Annotated in this window: 13 protein-coding genes and 2 pseudogenes; 11 read left to right on the plus strand and 4 right to left on the minus strand. The window is 67.5% G+C overall.

Features of this window, described 5'->3' with window-relative positions; translation table 11 throughout:
* The first annotated feature begins 40 nt into the window (after nt 1–40).
* From ACYJP6_RS07145 to ACYJP6_RS07160, 4 genes and pseudogenes are all read left to right on the plus strand, one after another.
* Nucleotides 41–934: a LysR family transcriptional regulator gene (locus ACYJP6_RS07145; protein ID WP_459474352.1), complete on the plus strand. Its 894-nt coding sequence runs from the start codon at nt 41–43 to the stop codon at nt 932–934.
* Nucleotides 935–1,149: 215 nt separating this feature from the next.
* The gene (locus ACYJP6_RS07150) at nt 1,150–2,562 is read left to right on the plus strand and encodes a sugar porter family MFS transporter (RefSeq protein ID WP_459474353.1); all 1,413 of its coding nucleotides are present in this window, start codon (nt 1,150–1,152) and stop codon (nt 2,560–2,562) included.
* A gap of 234 nt (nt 2,563–2,796) precedes the next feature.
* Nucleotides 2,797–3,804: pseudogene (locus tag ACYJP6_RS07155) on the plus strand (HAMP domain-containing protein); the annotation flags it as partial.
* Between the two features lie 87 nt (nt 3,805–3,891).
* Nucleotides 3,892–4,659, plus strand: a complete 768-nt coding sequence (locus ACYJP6_RS07160; protein ID WP_459474808.1) for a methyl-accepting chemotaxis protein — start codon at nt 3,892–3,894, stop codon at nt 4,657–4,659.
* Between the two features lie 357 nt (nt 4,660–5,016).
* Here ACYJP6_RS07160 and ACYJP6_RS07165 read toward each other — a convergent pair whose 3' ends face one another.
* Entirely contained in the window at nt 5,017–6,453 is a 1,437-nt protein-coding gene (locus tag ACYJP6_RS07165) for a dihydrolipoyl dehydrogenase (protein WP_459474354.1), read from the minus strand.
* A 235-nt stretch (nt 6,454–6,688) separates the two neighbouring features.
* On the opposite strand from ACYJP6_RS07165, the gene ACYJP6_RS07170 reads away from it, so the two are divergent.
* Nucleotides 6,689–7,195, plus strand: a complete 507-nt coding sequence (locus tag ACYJP6_RS07170) for a hypothetical protein (RefSeq protein WP_459474355.1) — start codon at nt 6,689–6,691, stop codon at nt 7,193–7,195.
* A gap of 353 nt (nt 7,196–7,548) precedes the next feature.
* The gene (locus ACYJP6_RS07175) at nt 7,549–8,601 is read left to right on the plus strand and encodes an acyltransferase family protein (RefSeq protein ID WP_459474356.1); all 1,053 of its coding nucleotides are present in this window, start codon (nt 7,549–7,551) and stop codon (nt 8,599–8,601) included.
* 19 nt (nt 8,602–8,620) lie between these two features.
* Here ACYJP6_RS07175 and crcB read toward each other — a convergent pair whose 3' ends face one another.
* Together crcB and nhaA are read right to left on the minus strand one after the other, a co-directional pair.
* Nucleotides 8,621–8,998 carry a fluoride efflux transporter CrcB gene (gene crcB, locus ACYJP6_RS07180; RefSeq protein WP_459474357.1) on the minus strand — a complete coding sequence of 126 codons (378 nt, stop codon included), beginning with the start codon at nt 8,996–8,998 and terminating at the stop codon, nt 8,621–8,623.
* Nucleotides 8,999–9,011: 13 nt separating this feature from the next.
* Complete coding sequence (nhaA, locus tag ACYJP6_RS07185; protein ID WP_459474358.1) at nt 9,012–10,181, minus strand: Na+/H+ antiporter NhaA; 1,170 nt, start codon at nt 10,179–10,181, stop codon at nt 9,012–9,014.
* Between the two features lie 222 nt (nt 10,182–10,403).
* On the opposite strand from nhaA, the gene ACYJP6_RS07190 reads away from it, so the two are divergent.
* The 5 genes and pseudogenes from ACYJP6_RS07190 (at nt 10,404) to ACYJP6_RS07210 (ending at nt 14,194) form a co-directional block, all read left to right on the plus strand.
* Nucleotides 10,404–11,573, plus strand: coding sequence for an HPP family protein (locus ACYJP6_RS07190; protein WP_459474359.1), 1,170 nt, complete (start codon nt 10,404–10,406; stop codon nt 11,571–11,573).
* A gap of 182 nt (nt 11,574–11,755) precedes the next feature.
* Nucleotides 11,756–12,187: a DUF4398 domain-containing protein gene (locus ACYJP6_RS07195; protein WP_459474360.1), complete on the plus strand. Its 432-nt coding sequence runs from the start codon at nt 11,756–11,758 to the stop codon at nt 12,185–12,187.
* A gap of 30 nt (nt 12,188–12,217) precedes the next feature.
* Nucleotides 12,218–12,601 (plus strand): annotated as a pseudogene (locus ACYJP6_RS07200) (DUF4398 domain-containing protein); the annotation flags it as partial.
* 108 nt (nt 12,602–12,709) lie between these two features.
* Nucleotides 12,710–13,717 (plus strand): zinc-dependent alcohol dehydrogenase family protein, encoded by a 1,008-nt coding sequence (locus tag ACYJP6_RS07205; protein ID WP_459474361.1) that lies wholly within the window; start codon nt 12,710–12,712, stop codon nt 13,715–13,717.
* An 84-nt stretch (nt 13,718–13,801) separates the two neighbouring features.
* Complete coding sequence (locus tag ACYJP6_RS07210) at nt 13,802–14,194, plus strand: response regulator (RefSeq protein WP_459474362.1); 393 nt, start codon at nt 13,802–13,804, stop codon at nt 14,192–14,194.
* Here the strand turns inward: ACYJP6_RS07210 and ACYJP6_RS07215 are convergent.
* Nucleotides 14,191–14,574, minus strand: coding sequence for a response regulator (locus ACYJP6_RS07215; RefSeq protein ID WP_459474363.1), 384 nt, complete (start codon nt 14,572–14,574; stop codon nt 14,191–14,193). The genes ACYJP6_RS07210 and ACYJP6_RS07215 overlap by 4 nt on opposite strands.
* Between the last annotated feature and the right edge of the window lie 158 nt (nt 14,575–14,732).

Genomic DNA, 14,732 nt, shown 5'->3' on the forward strand with positions numbered 1-14,732 from the left:
GCCGGCGGTTCTGGCATGCACCTTTGCTTGGGAGTCACAGATGGATCTGGCTGGTAGGTCGGGCGAGATGGCAGTCTTCGTGCAGGTGGTGGAGGCCGGCAGCCTCTCGGCCGCGGCCAGAGCCCTGCGCTTGACGCCTTCGGCGGTCAGTCGCTCCCTCGCCCGCACCGAGCAGCGCCTGGGTACCCGGCTGCTACTGCGTACCACCCGGGCCATCACGCTCACCGCCGAGGGGCAGGCCTATCTGCGTGCGGCGCGGCGCATCCTGGCGGACCTTGCCGAGGTGGAAGAAGCCATCGCCGACCAGGGCGTGCCCCAGGGCCGCCTGCGCGTCAGCGCCGCCCTCGGCCACGGCCGCATGACCATAGTGCCGCTGGTGGCGGCCTTCAGCGCCCGCTATCCCGATATCGTGGTGGACCTGGCGCTGGGCGACGAGGTGGTCGACATCCTCGCCGGCCAGGCCGACGTGGCAATCCGCTTCGGCCAGCTGGCCGACAGCCCCCTGACCGCCCGCCCCATCGGCATCACCGGCCAGGTGATAGTGGCCTCGCCGGCCTATCTCGCCCGCCACGGCACGCCCCAGGTGCCGGAAGACCTGCTCGGCCACAATTGCCTGAGATTCAACTTCCGCCGCGCCGCGCCCGACTGGCCTTTCGCCCGGGATGGCCGGGCGTTCTCCCTGAAAATCTCCGGCAACATCGAATGCAACAGCGGCGAAGCCCTGGCGCTGCTGGCCCGCGAAGGCGCCGGCATCGCCCGCATCGGCGCCTTCAGCGTGGCCGACGACCTGCGCAGCGGCGCCCTGGTACCGCTGCTGGAAGCCTGGAATCCGGGCGATCTGGAACCTATCCATGCGGTCTTCATCGGCGGCTCGGCCATGCCGGCGCGGGTACGGGTATTCGTGGATTTCCTAGTGGAGCGATTGGGTCGCTGAGCCGGGTGACTCCCGGATAGCGCCGTGGAATCGACACCCTGGATTTTCCCGGCGGCCGCCCATGGAACTCCAGCCGGCATCGCCGCCCTAATCAGCCACGCCCGGATTCATGGCGCCCCTTCGCTGACTCGAAACGCCGAGCTCGTTCGCTTCGCTGATGGCGGGTGCGTCCAGGTACCGGCTTCTTTCGTGTCTTGCCAGGATCTCGCTCCGCCATGTCCGTTACCGCTTCCTCCTCTTCCGCCGCCGACCAGAAGGCCTCGGCCCGCCGGCTGATCTTCATCACCGTGCTGGTCGCCACCATGGGCGCCCTGGCCTTCGGCTACGACACCGGCATCATCGCCGGCGCCCTGCCCTTCATGACCCTGCCGGCCGACCAGGGCGGGCTGGGGCTCAACGCCTACACCGAGGGGCTGGTCACCGCCGCGCTGATCGTCGGCGCTGCCTTCGGCTCGCTGGCGGCTGGTTATCTCGCCGACCGCTATGGCCGCCGCACCACCCTGCGCCTGCTGTCGATCCTCTTCGTGGTGGGCGCCCTGGGTACCGCGGTGGCGCCCTCGGTGGAGCTGATGGTGGCAGCGCGCTTCGTGCTCGGCCTGGCGGTGGGCGGCGGCTCGGCCACGGTGCCGGTGTTCATCGCCGAGATCGCCGGCCCCAAGCGCCGTGGCCGCCTGGTGAGTCGCAATGAATTGATGATCGTCAGTGGCCAGTTGCTGGCCTATGTGCTCAGCGCCCTGCTCGCCTGGCTGGTGCACGAGAATGGTATCTGGCGCTACATGCTGGCCATCGCCATGGTGCCGGGCATCCTGCTGTTCGCCGGCACCTTCCTGCTGCCCACCTCGCCGCGCTGGCTGGCGGCCAAGGGCCGGATCGAAGAGGCCGAGGCGGTGCTGGAGCGCCTGCGCGATACGCCCGAGGAGGTGGAACGCGAAGTGCAGGAGATGCGCGAGACCGAGGAGCAAGCCAAGCACCGCCCGCCGCTGCGCGAACTGCTCGGCCAGGGCTGGGTGGTGAAGTTGCTGTTGCTGGGCATCGGCCTGGGCTTCGTCGCCCAGTTCACCGGGGTCAACGCCTTCATGTACTACACCCCGATCATACTCAAGAGCACCGGCATGGGCACCAGCGCGGCTCTCACCGCCACCATCGGCAACGGCGTGGTCTCGGTGATCGCCACCCTGCTCGGCATCTGGGCCATCGGCCGCGCCGGCCGTCGCACCCTGCTGCTGGTGGGGCTGGTGATCGTGGTGCTGGCGCAATTGGCGCTGGGTAGCGTGCTGCTGTGGCTGCCGCAGAACCTGACCCAGAGCTACCTGGCGTTGGCCTGCATCCTGGTGTTCCTGCTGTTCATGCAGATGTGCATCGCGCCGGTGTACTGGCTGCTGATGTCGGAGCTGTTCCCCAATCAGGTGCGCGGCCTGCTGACCGGGGTGGCGGTGGCCGTGCAGTGGCTGTGCAACGCCACCGTGGCCTTCAGCTTTCCGGTGGCGCTGGAAGCCATCGGCAACTACACCTTTTATGTCTTCGCCGCCATCAACCTGGGCTCGCTGGTCTTCGTCTACTTCTGCCTGCCGGAGACCCGTGGCAAGTCGCTGGAAGAAATCGAGCGCCATCTGAAGAAAGAGCTCTGACACCTGGATAGCTGACTGTTCGCCGACGTTTCGGCCCGATTCGGACCAGATGGAATAATTTCACAGCCCGTATCAAGTCGTACTTTTCCAGGCCGATGGAGAGTGAAGGCATGTCGCCGTCACTCTCCGCGCCAGGCGCGACCGGGGCTTTGGATGAACATCAAACAGAAACTCACCTCGCTTTTCGCGGTAACCGCCTGCCTCCCGGTGATCCTGGTGGCGGGCGTGGTCATCATGAACGTGCGCAGCCAGGCGACCGGCGATTTCGTCGAGAACAGCGGCCGCGAAATCCGCCAGATCGACCGCAACATCCAGCAGTTCTTCTCCGGCATCCAGCAGAATGTCGACTTCCTGGCCAAGGAGCCGGGCCTCGTCGGACTCGCCGGCCTGAAGAACTACAGCGGCGCCGATGCCGCCCAGTTGCCGCAGCCGGAAGTCGGCCAGCAGGCCCTGGACTATTTCACCCGCTTCGCCAAGACCCACCCCACCACCGCCTACCTCTCGGTCGGCCTGACCGATGGCGGCTACGTCAGCTGGCCGGACGACACCAAGCTGGCCAACTACGATCCGCGCGTACGGCCCTGGTACCAGGCCGCCATCGCCAATCCGGGCAAGGTGGTGCGTACCCCAGCCTATTATTGGGCGACCGACGACGTCTCCCTGATGGGCGTGGTGCGGACGATGGAAGACGCCAGCGGCAAGCTGCGCGGCGTGGTGGGCCTGGACATCTCCCTCAAGCAACTCACCGACCTGGTGAAAAGCATCACCCTGGGCCAGAGCGGCTACCTGATGCTGGTGGAAGACAACGGCAACGTGCTGGTCGACCCCCGCGAGCCCAAGCACAACTTCAAGCAGCTCAAGGAGCTGGGCGACGCCTACCAGACGCTGAACGGCATCCAGAGCGGCCTGGGCGAGGTCAGCCTGAACGGCACCGAGTACATGGTCAACGTCTACCAGGCCAAGGACCTGGGCTGGAAATTCATCGGCCTGATCGAGCGCAGCGAGGTGATGGGCAAGGCCACCAGCCTGACCTGGCAGATCGCCGGGATCACCGCCGTGCTGGCACTGGTGTTCGCCCTGCTCGGCGCGGCCTTCGCCGGCATGATCGTGCGGCCGATCCGCGGGGTGTCCGCCGGCCTGGAATCCATCGCCCAGGGCGAAGGCGACCTGACCAAGAGCCTGAACGTACAGGGCAAGGATGAAACCGCCACCCTGGCCGGCTGGTTCAACCAGTTCCTCGCCAGCATCCGCCAACTGGTGCAGCGCATCGGCCAGGCCTCCAACGACCTGCAGCAGGCCTCGCAGACCACCACCCAGGCCGCCGCCAGCATGAACGAGGTGGCGGGCCGCCAGCGCGAAGCCGTGGAGCTGGTCTCCACCGCCTTCAACGAGATGGTCGCCACCTCCAACGAGGTGGCGCGCTCCTGCAGCCAGGCCGCGGCCTCCGCCGATGCCGGCCACCACCGGGTACAGGAAGGCTACGGCCAGATCGAGCGGGCCACCGGCAACGTCAACCAGCTCAGCGGCAGCCTGGCCCAGTCGGCCCAGGCCATGGCGGTGCTGGAACAGGACAGCCACAACATCAACACCATCCTCGACACCATCCGCGGCATCGCCGAGCAGACCAACCTGCTGGCGCTCAACGCGGCCATCGAAGCGGCCCGCGCCGGCGAGCAGGGTCGTGGCTTCGCCGTGGTGGCCGACGAGGTTCGCGCCCTGGCCAAGCGCACCGCCGACTCCACCGGCGAGATCGACGGCCTGCTCGGCAACCTGGCGCGCAAGACCCAGGAAGTCACCCGGCAGATCGAGACCAGCCTGGGCCTGTCGCAGACCAGCGTGGCCTCCATCAGCGAGGCACGCGGCAGCTTCGAGGGCATCCGCCAGTCGGTGGACGAGATCCGCGACCAGGCCCTGCAGATCGCCGCGGCGGCCGAGGAGCAGCATCAGGTGGCCGAGGACATCAATCGCCACATCGCCCAGATTCACGACGACGCCCAGCAGGTGGAAGGCCTGGCCCAGTCCACCTCCCGCGACTCCTCGCGCCTGTCGGAACTCTCCGGTGAGCTGAATGGGTTGGTGAGACGTTTCAAAGCCTGATGCGTCGCGGCCCCCGACAGCCCCGCCGGTGATTCCGGCGGGGCTTTTTGTTGGGCTTCGCGGTGCTCAGCGCCAACCTACGAAGGAGCTGTCGTCGCTATGCTCCGGCGGGGCTTCTTTGATAGGGCGTAGAGCTCATAACGTGTGGATAAGGCTGCGCCGTTATCCACCCTACTCAGGACTCCATTTCCCACTCGGGACACCCCCTTTGCCGCGTGAGGGAGAGGGGGAAGCGGACAAGTGAAGTCGTAGCGTGGAAAACGGCGCAGCCTTTTCCACTTCTGGCGCACGGTGGATTGTGTCGTTGGGCTTCGCATCGCTCAGCGCCAACCTACGACGCTCCACAACAACCGGGCCTCAGGCGCCGGAGGGTAAGCCCTGGTCGCGGTCTTCGCGCAGAGTGCTGTGGGCGGACTGGCAAATCTCGCGCAGGCCGGTCTTGAGGCCCTCTTCCAGGGTGGGGTGGTAGAAGGGCATGTCGAGCAGCGAGCTGGCGGTTTCGCCATGGATCAGCGCCAGTACCAGCAGGTGACCGATGTGGTCCATGCCGGGGCCGACCATGGCGGCGCCGGTGAGCTTGCCGGTGCCCGGCTCGGCGTAGAACCGGGCGATGCCCTGGTTACGTGCCTCGACCCGGGCGCGACCCTGGTCGTGATAGGAGGAGGTGCCGATCAGGCTGCCTTGGTCCGGCGGGTTGCCAAGCACCGCCACCGGCGGATCGGTGAAGATCAGGGAAAACCGCGGTGATCTCTGGGTCGCCCGGACGTCGGGGTAGCCGGCCGCGTTACGCCCGGCGATGGCACCCTCATCGGACGCCTCGTGGAGGATGGGACGGTCATGATCGGCATCGCCCGCGATGAAGATCGACGAAGAACCGCATTGCAGGGTCTGGGGGTCGTAGACCGGCGTGCCGTGGTCATCGAGTTCGATGCCGGTGGTCTCCAGCCCCAGGCCCTGCAGCCGCGGTGGCCGGCCGGCAGCGACCAGCACGTAGTCGAAATCGCCCTCGCCCTTCGCCGCGCCGGACCAGGATAGCCGCACCCCTTCACCGGTACGCCGGGCATCCACCTCGACGTTCAGGTAAAGCCTCAGGTCGCGCTCGAGGATCTTGCGCAGCTCGGTCTTCACCTCGACGTCTTCGAGCGCGCCCAGGCCATCATCCTGGCCGAACAGGGTCACGGCCACGCCCAGGCGCGCCATGGCCTGGGCCAGTTCCAGACCGACCGGCCCGGTGCCGATCACCGCCAGGGAACGCGGCAGGTCGGGCAGCTCGAACAGGGTGTCGTTGGTGAGCGCGCGATCACCGAGGCTGGCGAAGGGTTCGGGCACCAGCGGATAGGAGCCGGTGGCGATGATCACGTTGCGGGCCTGGACCCGCCGGCCATCGCTCAACTCCAAGAAATCCGCCGCGAGGAACCGCGCGGTGGCCTGCTGCGCCACCCCGTCGGGCAATTTCGCGAAGCCCTCCTTGGTGGCCGCGACGAAATGATCGCGCTCGCGCCTGACCCGGGCCAGGACGGCGGCGCCGTCGACCCGCACCTGGCCCACTTCGATACCGAAGGTCCCCGCGCGCTGTACGGCGTGATGGGCCTCGCCCGCCACGATCAGCAGCTTGGAAGGCATGCAGCCCACCGAGGCGCAGGTGGTGCCGGCCCAGCGGTCATCGATCAGCAAGGTCCGGGCACCCCGCCGGCGGGCCGCCCGTTCGGCGGCGAGGCCCGCGGTTCCCGCGCCGATCACGGCGACGTCGCACTGCAGATCGGGGGTGGTGGTACGGGCTGCTGGGTCACTCATCACATCACCTGAGGTTGCGGAAGGGTAGACCCGACTCGCGCCAGGACTCCAACTACGGACCCCAAGCGCAGCGTCTGGGTTGCATCCCCAACTCGTGACCCACTTCGACAAAAATCCGACATCTTTTGTCAGGAGCGTCAAATTACACGCCACTCATCACCTTATACTGGCCATCTGGAACCATTGAGGCGTCATATCCTCAATTAGCCAACTTAAATGGACAAAGGGCACTCACATGGAACGTGACATCAGCAAGATCCCGCTCATCACCGATTGGTCCTACCTGATCGCCCTGGAAACCGGCCTGTTCACCCGTGGTGAACTCAGCGGAGCGGTACTCAAGGCACTCAACGACCAGGCCCGCCTGCTGTCCCGTCGCTATCTGGTGCAGAAGTCCAAGCTGGACGTACGCAAGCTGTCGCCGGCCGAGACCGAGATCCTCGATACCCTGAGCGATACCGCCGCCAGCCTGCGTCGCCGCCAGCGCCTGCCGCACAACATCGTCAAGAGCCTGAGGGCCGGTGGCCTGATCGCCGCCGTCGAGCGCAGCGTCTGTGCCTCGGGCGTGCTGCAGTGCCACAACGGCTTCTACGAAGACGGCCTGGAGCCCGGCGCCTTCGAGCGTATCGTCATCAGCCATCCCCAGGAATTCGGCGATCACGCCCGCCAGAGCGCCGCGCTCTATTTCGCCCAGGAACAGCCGCAAGACATGCAAGACCAGCCGCTGCAGGCCAGCGCCTGATGCGCGGGACGCGGGCAGCGAACGTGGCGGCCGGGAGGCCTCAGACCACGTCCGCCTGCCTGCGTCCGGCGCCCCTGGCGACCTTCCTCCCAGCGCTTTCCCGGAATCCCTGGCGCATGACGCCCGCCCTCGCCCCGCTCAGCCCCCCATAGCGCCCCCTGCCCTCGCCGGCTGGCCGATCCCCTGCGGATCGCGCCGGCTGTCGCCTCCGCGCTGCCGGTCCGTCCGGTGGCGACCTTTGCCTATGCCCGTGCAGCCCACGGGCACCCTGCCGATGCCGTCCGCGTCGCTGCCTGCCTGGAGTTCGCTCCCGGGTGGTCGCGACGCTCTGGCCACGGCTGCGAGGAGCAGACATGACCACCCCCCACCTTCCCCATGAACGCAACAACTTCGATTTCCTGAGATTCGCCGCGGCGTCCACCGTGGTCATCGGCCACGGCTTTTGGCTGTCGGGCCATATCGGCGCCGAACCGGTCCGCAACTTCACCGGCTTCACCGACGCGGCCAACATCGCCGTCTATGTGTTCTTCGTGATCAGCGGCTTTCTGATCACCGCCTCCTTCCAGCGCAGTCGCAATCCGTTGGACTTTCTCGCCAAGCGCGCCTTGCGGATCTTTCCGGCGCTGATCGTCTCGGTGCTCTTCTCGGTACTGGTGGTGGGCTGGCTCGCCACCAGCCGGGAGACGGGCGCCTATTTCAGCGACCGCCAGACCCTGGGCTTCTTCAAGAACATCCTGCTGGTGACGCGCTTCGAGCTGCCCGGCGTGTTCACCGGCAACCCCTTTCCCGACACGGTGAACGGCAGCTACTGGACCCTGCCCTACGAGGTGTTCATGTACCTCTCGGTGCTGATCATCGGCGTACTGGGGCTGCTGACCCGTTCGGTAGTCATGGCCACCCTGGTGGTGCTGGTGCTGGGTAACTTCCTGCTGCTGCCGCAGATGGACATCGCCAGCTTCGTGCTGCACAAGGTGTTCAGCCTGGGCATGTTCTTCTTCGCCGGCGCCCTGCTGCAGCTGGCAGGGCCACGGATCCCCTGGCGCCTGGACATCGCCCTGGCGCTCTGCCTGCTGTCGCTGGCGGCCATCCTCTGGCGGACGCTACCGGTGATCCACCTGCTGTCGCTGGCCTACGTGATCATCTACCTGGCCCAGGTGCGGGTGCCGGTGCTGCATGGCTTCGGCCGCTTCGGCGACTATTCCTATGGCCTCTACCTGTTCAACTTCCCGGTCCAGCAACTGCTCATGCACTGGTTCCCCGACCGCTTCTCGCTGGGAGGTTTCCTGGTGGTGAGCTATGCGGTGACCCTGGGCCTGGCGGTGCTCTCCTGGCACCTGATCGAGGCACCGGCGCTGAGGTTCAAGCCGCGCCGCCAGGCTCCGGTCGTGCCAGCCTCGCCCAGCTGACCGGCAGCGGCCGGTCGACTCAGGCGAGGCGGCCGGCCAGGGCGAAGCCAGCCAGGGTCAGCAGCAGCGACCCCAGCACATGAAGGGTGACGGTGAGCGCTGCCCAGCCCAGGCGGCCGCTCTGCAGCAGCCCCACCACCTCGGCGGAAAAGGTCGAGAAGGTGGTGAAGCCGCCGCAGAAGCCCGTCACCAGCAGCAGCTTCCACTGGGCTTCCAGCCCCGGATAACGGGAAAACAGCCCCAGGGCGAGCCCGATCACGAAGCCGCCGACCAGATTCACCAGCAGGGTGCCCAGCGGCAGCAGGGGGAACAGCGCATTGAGGCGCAGCCCCACCCACCAGCGGCAGGCGCTCCCCAAGGCACCGCCGAACATCACCGCGAACAGGGCATAGGGCATGGCAACTTTCCTCTCAGGATCGACGGGCGGCGACGAGCAGCACGGTGGTGCCCGCCAGGGCCGCCAGCAGCGACCCCAGTAGCACTCCGACCTTCACCTCGTCGACCAGGAAGGGCGCTCCGGGAAAGGCCAGGGCGCCGATGAACAGACTCATGGTAAAGCCAATCCCGCAGAGCAGCGCCACGCCATAGAGCTGCAGCCAGCTGGCGCCTTCCGGCAGCCGCGCCAGGCCACTGCGGATGGCCAACAGCGCCAGCGCGCCGATACCGAGCTGCTTGCCGAAGAACAGGCCCAGGGCCACGCCCAGGGGAACCGGCTCCAGCAACTTGTCGGGGGTCATGCCGGCCAGGGAGACCCCGGCATTGGCGAAGCCGAACAGCGGCACGATGAGGAAGGCCACCCAGGGATGCAGCGCGGACTCGAGCTTGAGCAACGGCGAGGCGTCGTCGGCTTCGGTGTCGCCCAGCGGGATGAACAGCGCCAGGAGCACCCCGGCCAGGGTCGCATGGATCCCGGAATGCAGCAGGCAGAACCACAGCAGCGCCCCCACCAGCAGATAGGGCAACAGGGCGCTGACCTTGAGGCGATTGAGCACGAACAGCACGGCTAGCAGCCCCGCCGCAGCGAGCAGCATGCCGCTGGCGAGCTCACTGGTATAGAACAGCGCAATGATGAGCACCGCGCCGAGGTCGTCGAGGATCGCCAGCGCCGAGAGAAACACCTTGAGCGACGCCGGCACCCGCGAGCCCAGCAGCGAGAGCACCCCGAGGGCGAAGGCGATGTCGGTGGCGGCGGGAATGGCCCAGCCCGAGAGGGTCTGGGGATCGTGGCGATTGACCAGGGCATAGACCAGCGCCGGCACCGCCATGCCGCCCAGGGCCGCGAGGCCCGGCAAGGCGCGATCGCCCCAGCTGGAAAGCTGACCGACCACCATCTCGCGCTTGATCTCCAGGCCCACCAGCAGGAAGAACAGCGCCATCAGCCCATCGTTGATCCAGTGGCCGACGGACAGGCCAGCGAACTCGGCATGCAGGCTGGTGAAATAGGTATCCGCCAGCGGCGAGTTGGCGACGCCGAGGGCGATGGCCGCGGCCACCATCAGCACGATGCCGCCAGCCGCCTCGGCCGCGCAGAACTTGTTGAGGAAAGCCAGGGCTTTGGTCGGGGAAAGGGGCAAGGACATGGACAGCCGTACTCCGCGCGGCGGCCCGACCTGCGCTTGGTTCAACCTGTCCTACCGCACCACCGCGGCGACACCCAGCCCCGAATGGTACTACGGCCCGGGCCGAAAATCCCGCGCCGCTCTGGGCCGCGGATCCAGTGCTGGCCTGCCTTGCACGGTCTTGCCAGGCGTGGACGCAAGGAGGACGATCAGCGCCCGTTCTGCCCACCCACTGCCTTGCCCATGCCCCAGGAACCGCTCACGCCACCGCCCTCGCCCGCCTTCTTCACCCGTCTCGGCCAGGGCCTGCGGGCCTTCTGGCCGGCCGCCCTGCCCATCGACGCCCGCGAGCGGCTGCGCGCCAGCATCGGCGCCGGGCTCGGCATCCTGCTGGTGGCCCTGCTGGCGGCCTGGTGGCTGGAAGGCCAGCCGGTGCACCAGCACGGCGCCCTGGCACTGGCCCTGGTGGCGCCGCTGGGCGCCAGCGCCGTGCTGGTGTTCGCCCTGCCCTCCAGTCCGCTGGCGCAGCCCTGGTCGGTGGTGGGCGGCAATACCCTCTCGGCGCTGATCGGCATCGCCTGCGCGCTGTGGATTCCCGAAGCCAACCTGGCCGCCGCGGTGGCCGTCGCCCTGGCCATCGCCGCCATGTTCTGCCTGCGCTGCCTGCACCCGCCGGGGGGTGCCTCGGCACTGCTGATGGTGCTCATCGGCGCCCAGGACTTCAGCTATGCCTGGACCCCGGTGGCGGTGGATTCGCTGCTGCTGGTCAGCGCCGGGCTGCTCTACAACAACCTCACGCGTCACCCCTGGCCCCATGTACCGCGGCCGGCCGAGCCGAGCGGCGAGACGCGCCTGCAGCGCGCCGACCTGAACGCCGTGCTGGCACGCTACAACCAGGTGCTGGACATCAGCCGCGACGACCTCGCCGCCTTGCTCGAACAGGTGGAGGCGCGCGCCTACCAGCGCAAGATGGGCGAGTTGCGCTGCGCCGACGTCATGAGCCGGGAGCCGGTGACGGCCCGCGCCGAGATGCCGCTGCAGCAGGCCTGGGCGCTGATGCGCGCCCGGCGCATCAAGGCGCTGCCGGTGGTGGATCGCCAGGGGTATCTGCTGGGCATCGTCACCGTCGCCGACTTCATGCGGCAGATCGACCTGGACGTCCACGAAGGCCTCGGCTGGCGGCTGCGCTCGCTGGTCCGGCCGCGGGAGCGCCAGGGCGAACGCACCGTGGGCCTCATCATGACCCGCACCGTGCGGGTGGCCAGCAGCGACCGCCTGCTGATCGACCTGGTGCCGGTGTTCTCCGAGAACGGCCACCGCCACATCCCCATCATCGACGGCTCGCGTCGCCTGGTGGGCATCATTACCCAGTCGGACCTGATCCGGGCGCTGTACCAGGCGGTGCGGGCCTGATTCGCCGCGCAGGCATACCTGCCGGCTGCGGTAGCGCCGCGGCGGTCGCCAGGATCAACCGTCGTTTCCCTTCCTGATCAGCCAAACCGCCCTCGGCGGCGGCTCTGCAGCGAACCTCGCGGCGTTTTCGCCGTCTCAAGGGCACTGTCGCCCATTCCGGGCGGCCTGCCAGGAATGTTCGGATGAAAACCGGTCCCTCTCGTGCCTCCCCGTTCGCCGCGCCCCGGGCGCTGCTCGCCAGCCTGGTCCTGGGCGGCGGCCTGCTGCTCGCGGGTTGCGCCGGCACCCCGCCCACCGCGCAGATGGCCGTGACCCAGTCGGCCGTCAACGAAGCCGTCAGCTCCGGTGGCAACCAGTTCGCCCCCATCGAGACCAAGTCCGCCCAGGACAAGTGGACCGAGGCCCAGGCGGCGCTGTCCAACGAGAACTACGCAGACGCCAAGCGCCTGGCCGAGCAGGCCGAATGGGATGCCCGCCTGGCGACCCGCAAGACCCAGGCCGCCAAGGCCGCCGCGGCACTGCGGGATGCGCAGAACAGCATCCAGCAGATCCGCGAGGAAGGTCAGATCAACCTCCAGCTGCAACAGAATCTACAGAAAAAGGTGCAGCAGTAAGGCTGCCCGCTCTCTCGAAGGACGATACCCATGCGTAAACGTTTTCTGCTCCCCGTACTGTCGGCGCTGACCCTCACCCTGGCCGCCTGCGCCACCCCGCCCAATCCCAACCTGGAAAAGGCGCGCAACGACTACTCCGCGCTGGAATCCCAGCCGCAGGCCACCCAGCTGGCGGCGCTGGAAACCAAGGACGCCGGTGCCTGGCTGGCCAAGGCCGACAAGGCCTACAAGGACGGTGAGAACGAGCAGACCGTCGACCAGCTGGCCTACCTGACCCAGCAACGCATCCAGACCGCCATGCAGACCATCAAGCTGCGGATGGCCGAAGCCGAGCTGAAGAAGGTCGACGCCGAGCGCGGCGAAGCCCGCCTGAACACCCGCACCCAGCAGCTGCAGCAACTGCAGAAGGCCATCAAGTAAGGCCCGACGGGCGCAGGTCCCGCGAGGGAATCCTGCGCCCTGCAGCGTGGTCCTCTACAGACCCGCGAGCCCTCTGCTCGCCATCGCTCTGGAGGATTCCCCATGAATGCCATACGCCTGCGCAAACCCGGTGGCCTGGACCAGCTGGAACACGTCGAGCTGCCCGACCCGGGCCAGCCCGGTGCTGGCGAGATCCGCGTGCGGATCAAGGCCAGCTCGCTGAATTTCCATGACCTGGGCGTGGTACTCGGCAAGATGCCGACCGCCGATGGCCGCATTCCCATGTCCGATGGTGCCGGGGTGGTCGAGGCCGTCGGGGCCGGGGTCAGCGAATTCGCCGTGGGCGATCACGTGGTGTCCACCTTCTTCCCCGACTGGCTCGATGGCGAACCGCCAATCGACGACTTCTCCACCACCCCCGGCGACGGTGTCGATGGCTTCGCCTGCGAGGTGGTGGTCCGTCCAGCCACCGCCTTCACCAGGGCGCCCCAGGGCTACAGCCATGCCGAAGCGGCCACCCTGACCACCGCCGGACTCACCGCCTGGCGCGCGCTGGTAGTGGACGGCAACCTCAAGGCCGGCGACAGCGTGCTGGTCATGGGCACCGGCGGCGTCTCGATCTTCGCCCTGCAGATCGCCAAGGCCATGGGCGCCACGGTGATCGCCACCTCTTCCTCGGACGAGAAGCTGCAGCGGGCCTATGCCCTGGGCGCCGACCACCTGATCAACTACCGCAGCGAACCGGAATGGGGCGCCAAGGTGCAGGCCATCACCGCCGGGCGGGGTGTCGACATCGTGGTTGAAGTGGGCGGACCGGCGACCCTGGCCCAGTCCATCCAGGCGGCCCGCATCCATGGCCACCTGGCCTTGATCGGCGTGCTCACCGGGGTCGAGGGGCAGGTGCCCACGGCCAACCTGATGCGCCGCCACCAGCGCCTGCAGGGGCTGATCGTCGGCAGCCGGCGCCACCAGCAGGACATGATTCGCGGCCTGGAAAGCACCGGCATTAAGCCGGTCATCGACCGGAGCTATCCGCTCCGCGAGATCGCCCAGGCCTTCGCCTTCCAGAAGGACGGCAGCCACTTCGGCAAGATCGTGCTGGACATCTGATAATCGTCAGACGAATGCAGGGCCGCGTCCCAGGCGGCTCTGCTAGACTGCCGGAATCGCCACCTGTGCGTTCCGGAAGTCCCGATGACCTCGCCCACCATTCCTCCCTATGCCGTCGTCATCGAAGACAACGCGCTGCTCGGCGACCTGCTCGGCAGTCATCTCGAAGACCGGCTGGGCTGGACCTGCGTCCGCTTCGACAATGCCGACGACGCCTTGGTACACCTGCTGCAGCAACAGCAGGCGCCCGCGCTGGTGGTCACCGACCACCTGATGCCCGGTCAGCTGCGCGGTGGCGAACTGGCGCAGATGCTGTTGCAGCGCTGGCCCACGCTGCCCATGGTGATCACCTCGGGCTATGGCTACGAGATCACCACGGCGTTGCCGCCCCAGGTGATCTTCCTGCAGAAGCCCTGGACGCTCGACGAGGTGGATTCGGCGGTACGCCTGGCCCAGGCCAGGCCGGGCGCCGACTAGAGACCGAGCTGGCCGCAGGCCTTGAGCAACTGGTCGATACTCCAGGGCTTGGGTAGGAACAGCGCCCGCTCCTCGCGTTCGGCGTACTGTTGCCCGGTATAGCCGGAGGACACCACGATCGGCAGCTCGGGAAAGCGCTGGCGCACCTGCCTGGCCAAGGCGAGACCATCCAGCCGACCGGGCATGCGCACGTCGGTGAACAGCAGGTCGGGCGGCAGGGGATCCGCCTCCAACCAGTTCCAGGCAGCGTCGGCGGTCTCGAACGACTGGACGGCATAGCCTTCCATTTCGAACACCTCCGTCGCCAGCGATCTCAGGACGGGATCGTCCTCGACGACCAGCACGGTGGTAACGGCGGTGGAAGAAACGACATCGGTCATGGCAACGCTACTTCATTAGTACGACTAATAGGACCGAATTTGCGCGAATTGGATCACAACGCTCGGATGGACGGTAGATCGCTTCGTATCGGCCCTTGTCAGATACCCGGAAGGTTACTTAATTCCCGCCTGGTCGGAAAAAGTTGCCGATGAAGCCC

It is taken from the genome of Pseudomonas sp. No.117, from assembly GCF_054558395.1.

What these genes read in the sequence shown, in the direction of transcription:
- ACYJP6_RS07190 (WP_459474359.1), top strand. Translation starts at nt 10,404, where the DNA reads ATGCCCCAGGAACCGCTCACGCCACCGCCCTCGCCCGCCTTCTTCACC.
- ACYJP6_RS07215 (WP_459474363.1), bottom strand. Translation starts at nt 14,574, where the DNA reads ATGACCGATGTCGTTTCTTCCACCGCCGTTACCACCGTGCTGGTCGTC.
- ACYJP6_RS07145 (WP_459474352.1), top strand. Translation starts at nt 41, where the DNA reads ATGGATCTGGCTGGTAGGTCGGGCGAGATGGCAGTCTTCGTGCAGGTG.
- crcB (WP_459474357.1), bottom strand. Translation starts at nt 8,998, where the DNA reads ATGCCCTATGCCCTGTTCGCGGTGATGTTCGGCGGTGCCTTGGGGAGC.
- ACYJP6_RS07205 (WP_459474361.1), top strand. Translation starts at nt 12,710, where the DNA reads ATGAATGCCATACGCCTGCGCAAACCCGGTGGCCTGGACCAGCTGGAA.
- ACYJP6_RS07195 (WP_459474360.1), top strand. Translation starts at nt 11,756, where the DNA reads ATGAAAACCGGTCCCTCTCGTGCCTCCCCGTTCGCCGCGCCCCGGGCG.
- ACYJP6_RS07175 (WP_459474356.1), top strand. Translation starts at nt 7,549, where the DNA reads ATGACCACCCCCCACCTTCCCCATGAACGCAACAACTTCGATTTCCTG.
- ACYJP6_RS07210 (WP_459474362.1), top strand. Translation starts at nt 13,802, where the DNA reads ATGACCTCGCCCACCATTCCTCCCTATGCCGTCGTCATCGAAGACAAC.
- nhaA (WP_459474358.1), bottom strand. Translation starts at nt 10,181, where the DNA reads ATGTCCTTGCCCCTTTCCCCGACCAAAGCCCTGGCTTTCCTCAACAAG.
- ACYJP6_RS07165 (WP_459474354.1), bottom strand. Translation starts at nt 6,453, where the DNA reads ATGAGTGACCCAGCAGCCCGTACCACCACCCCCGATCTGCAGTGCGAC.
- ACYJP6_RS07170 (WP_459474355.1), top strand. Translation starts at nt 6,689, where the DNA reads ATGGAACGTGACATCAGCAAGATCCCGCTCATCACCGATTGGTCCTAC.
- ACYJP6_RS07150 (WP_459474353.1), top strand. Translation starts at nt 1,150, where the DNA reads ATGTCCGTTACCGCTTCCTCCTCTTCCGCCGCCGACCAGAAGGCCTCG.
- ACYJP6_RS07160 (WP_459474808.1), top strand. Translation starts at nt 3,892, where the DNA reads ATGAACGAGGTGGCGGGCCGCCAGCGCGAAGCCGTGGAGCTGGTCTCC.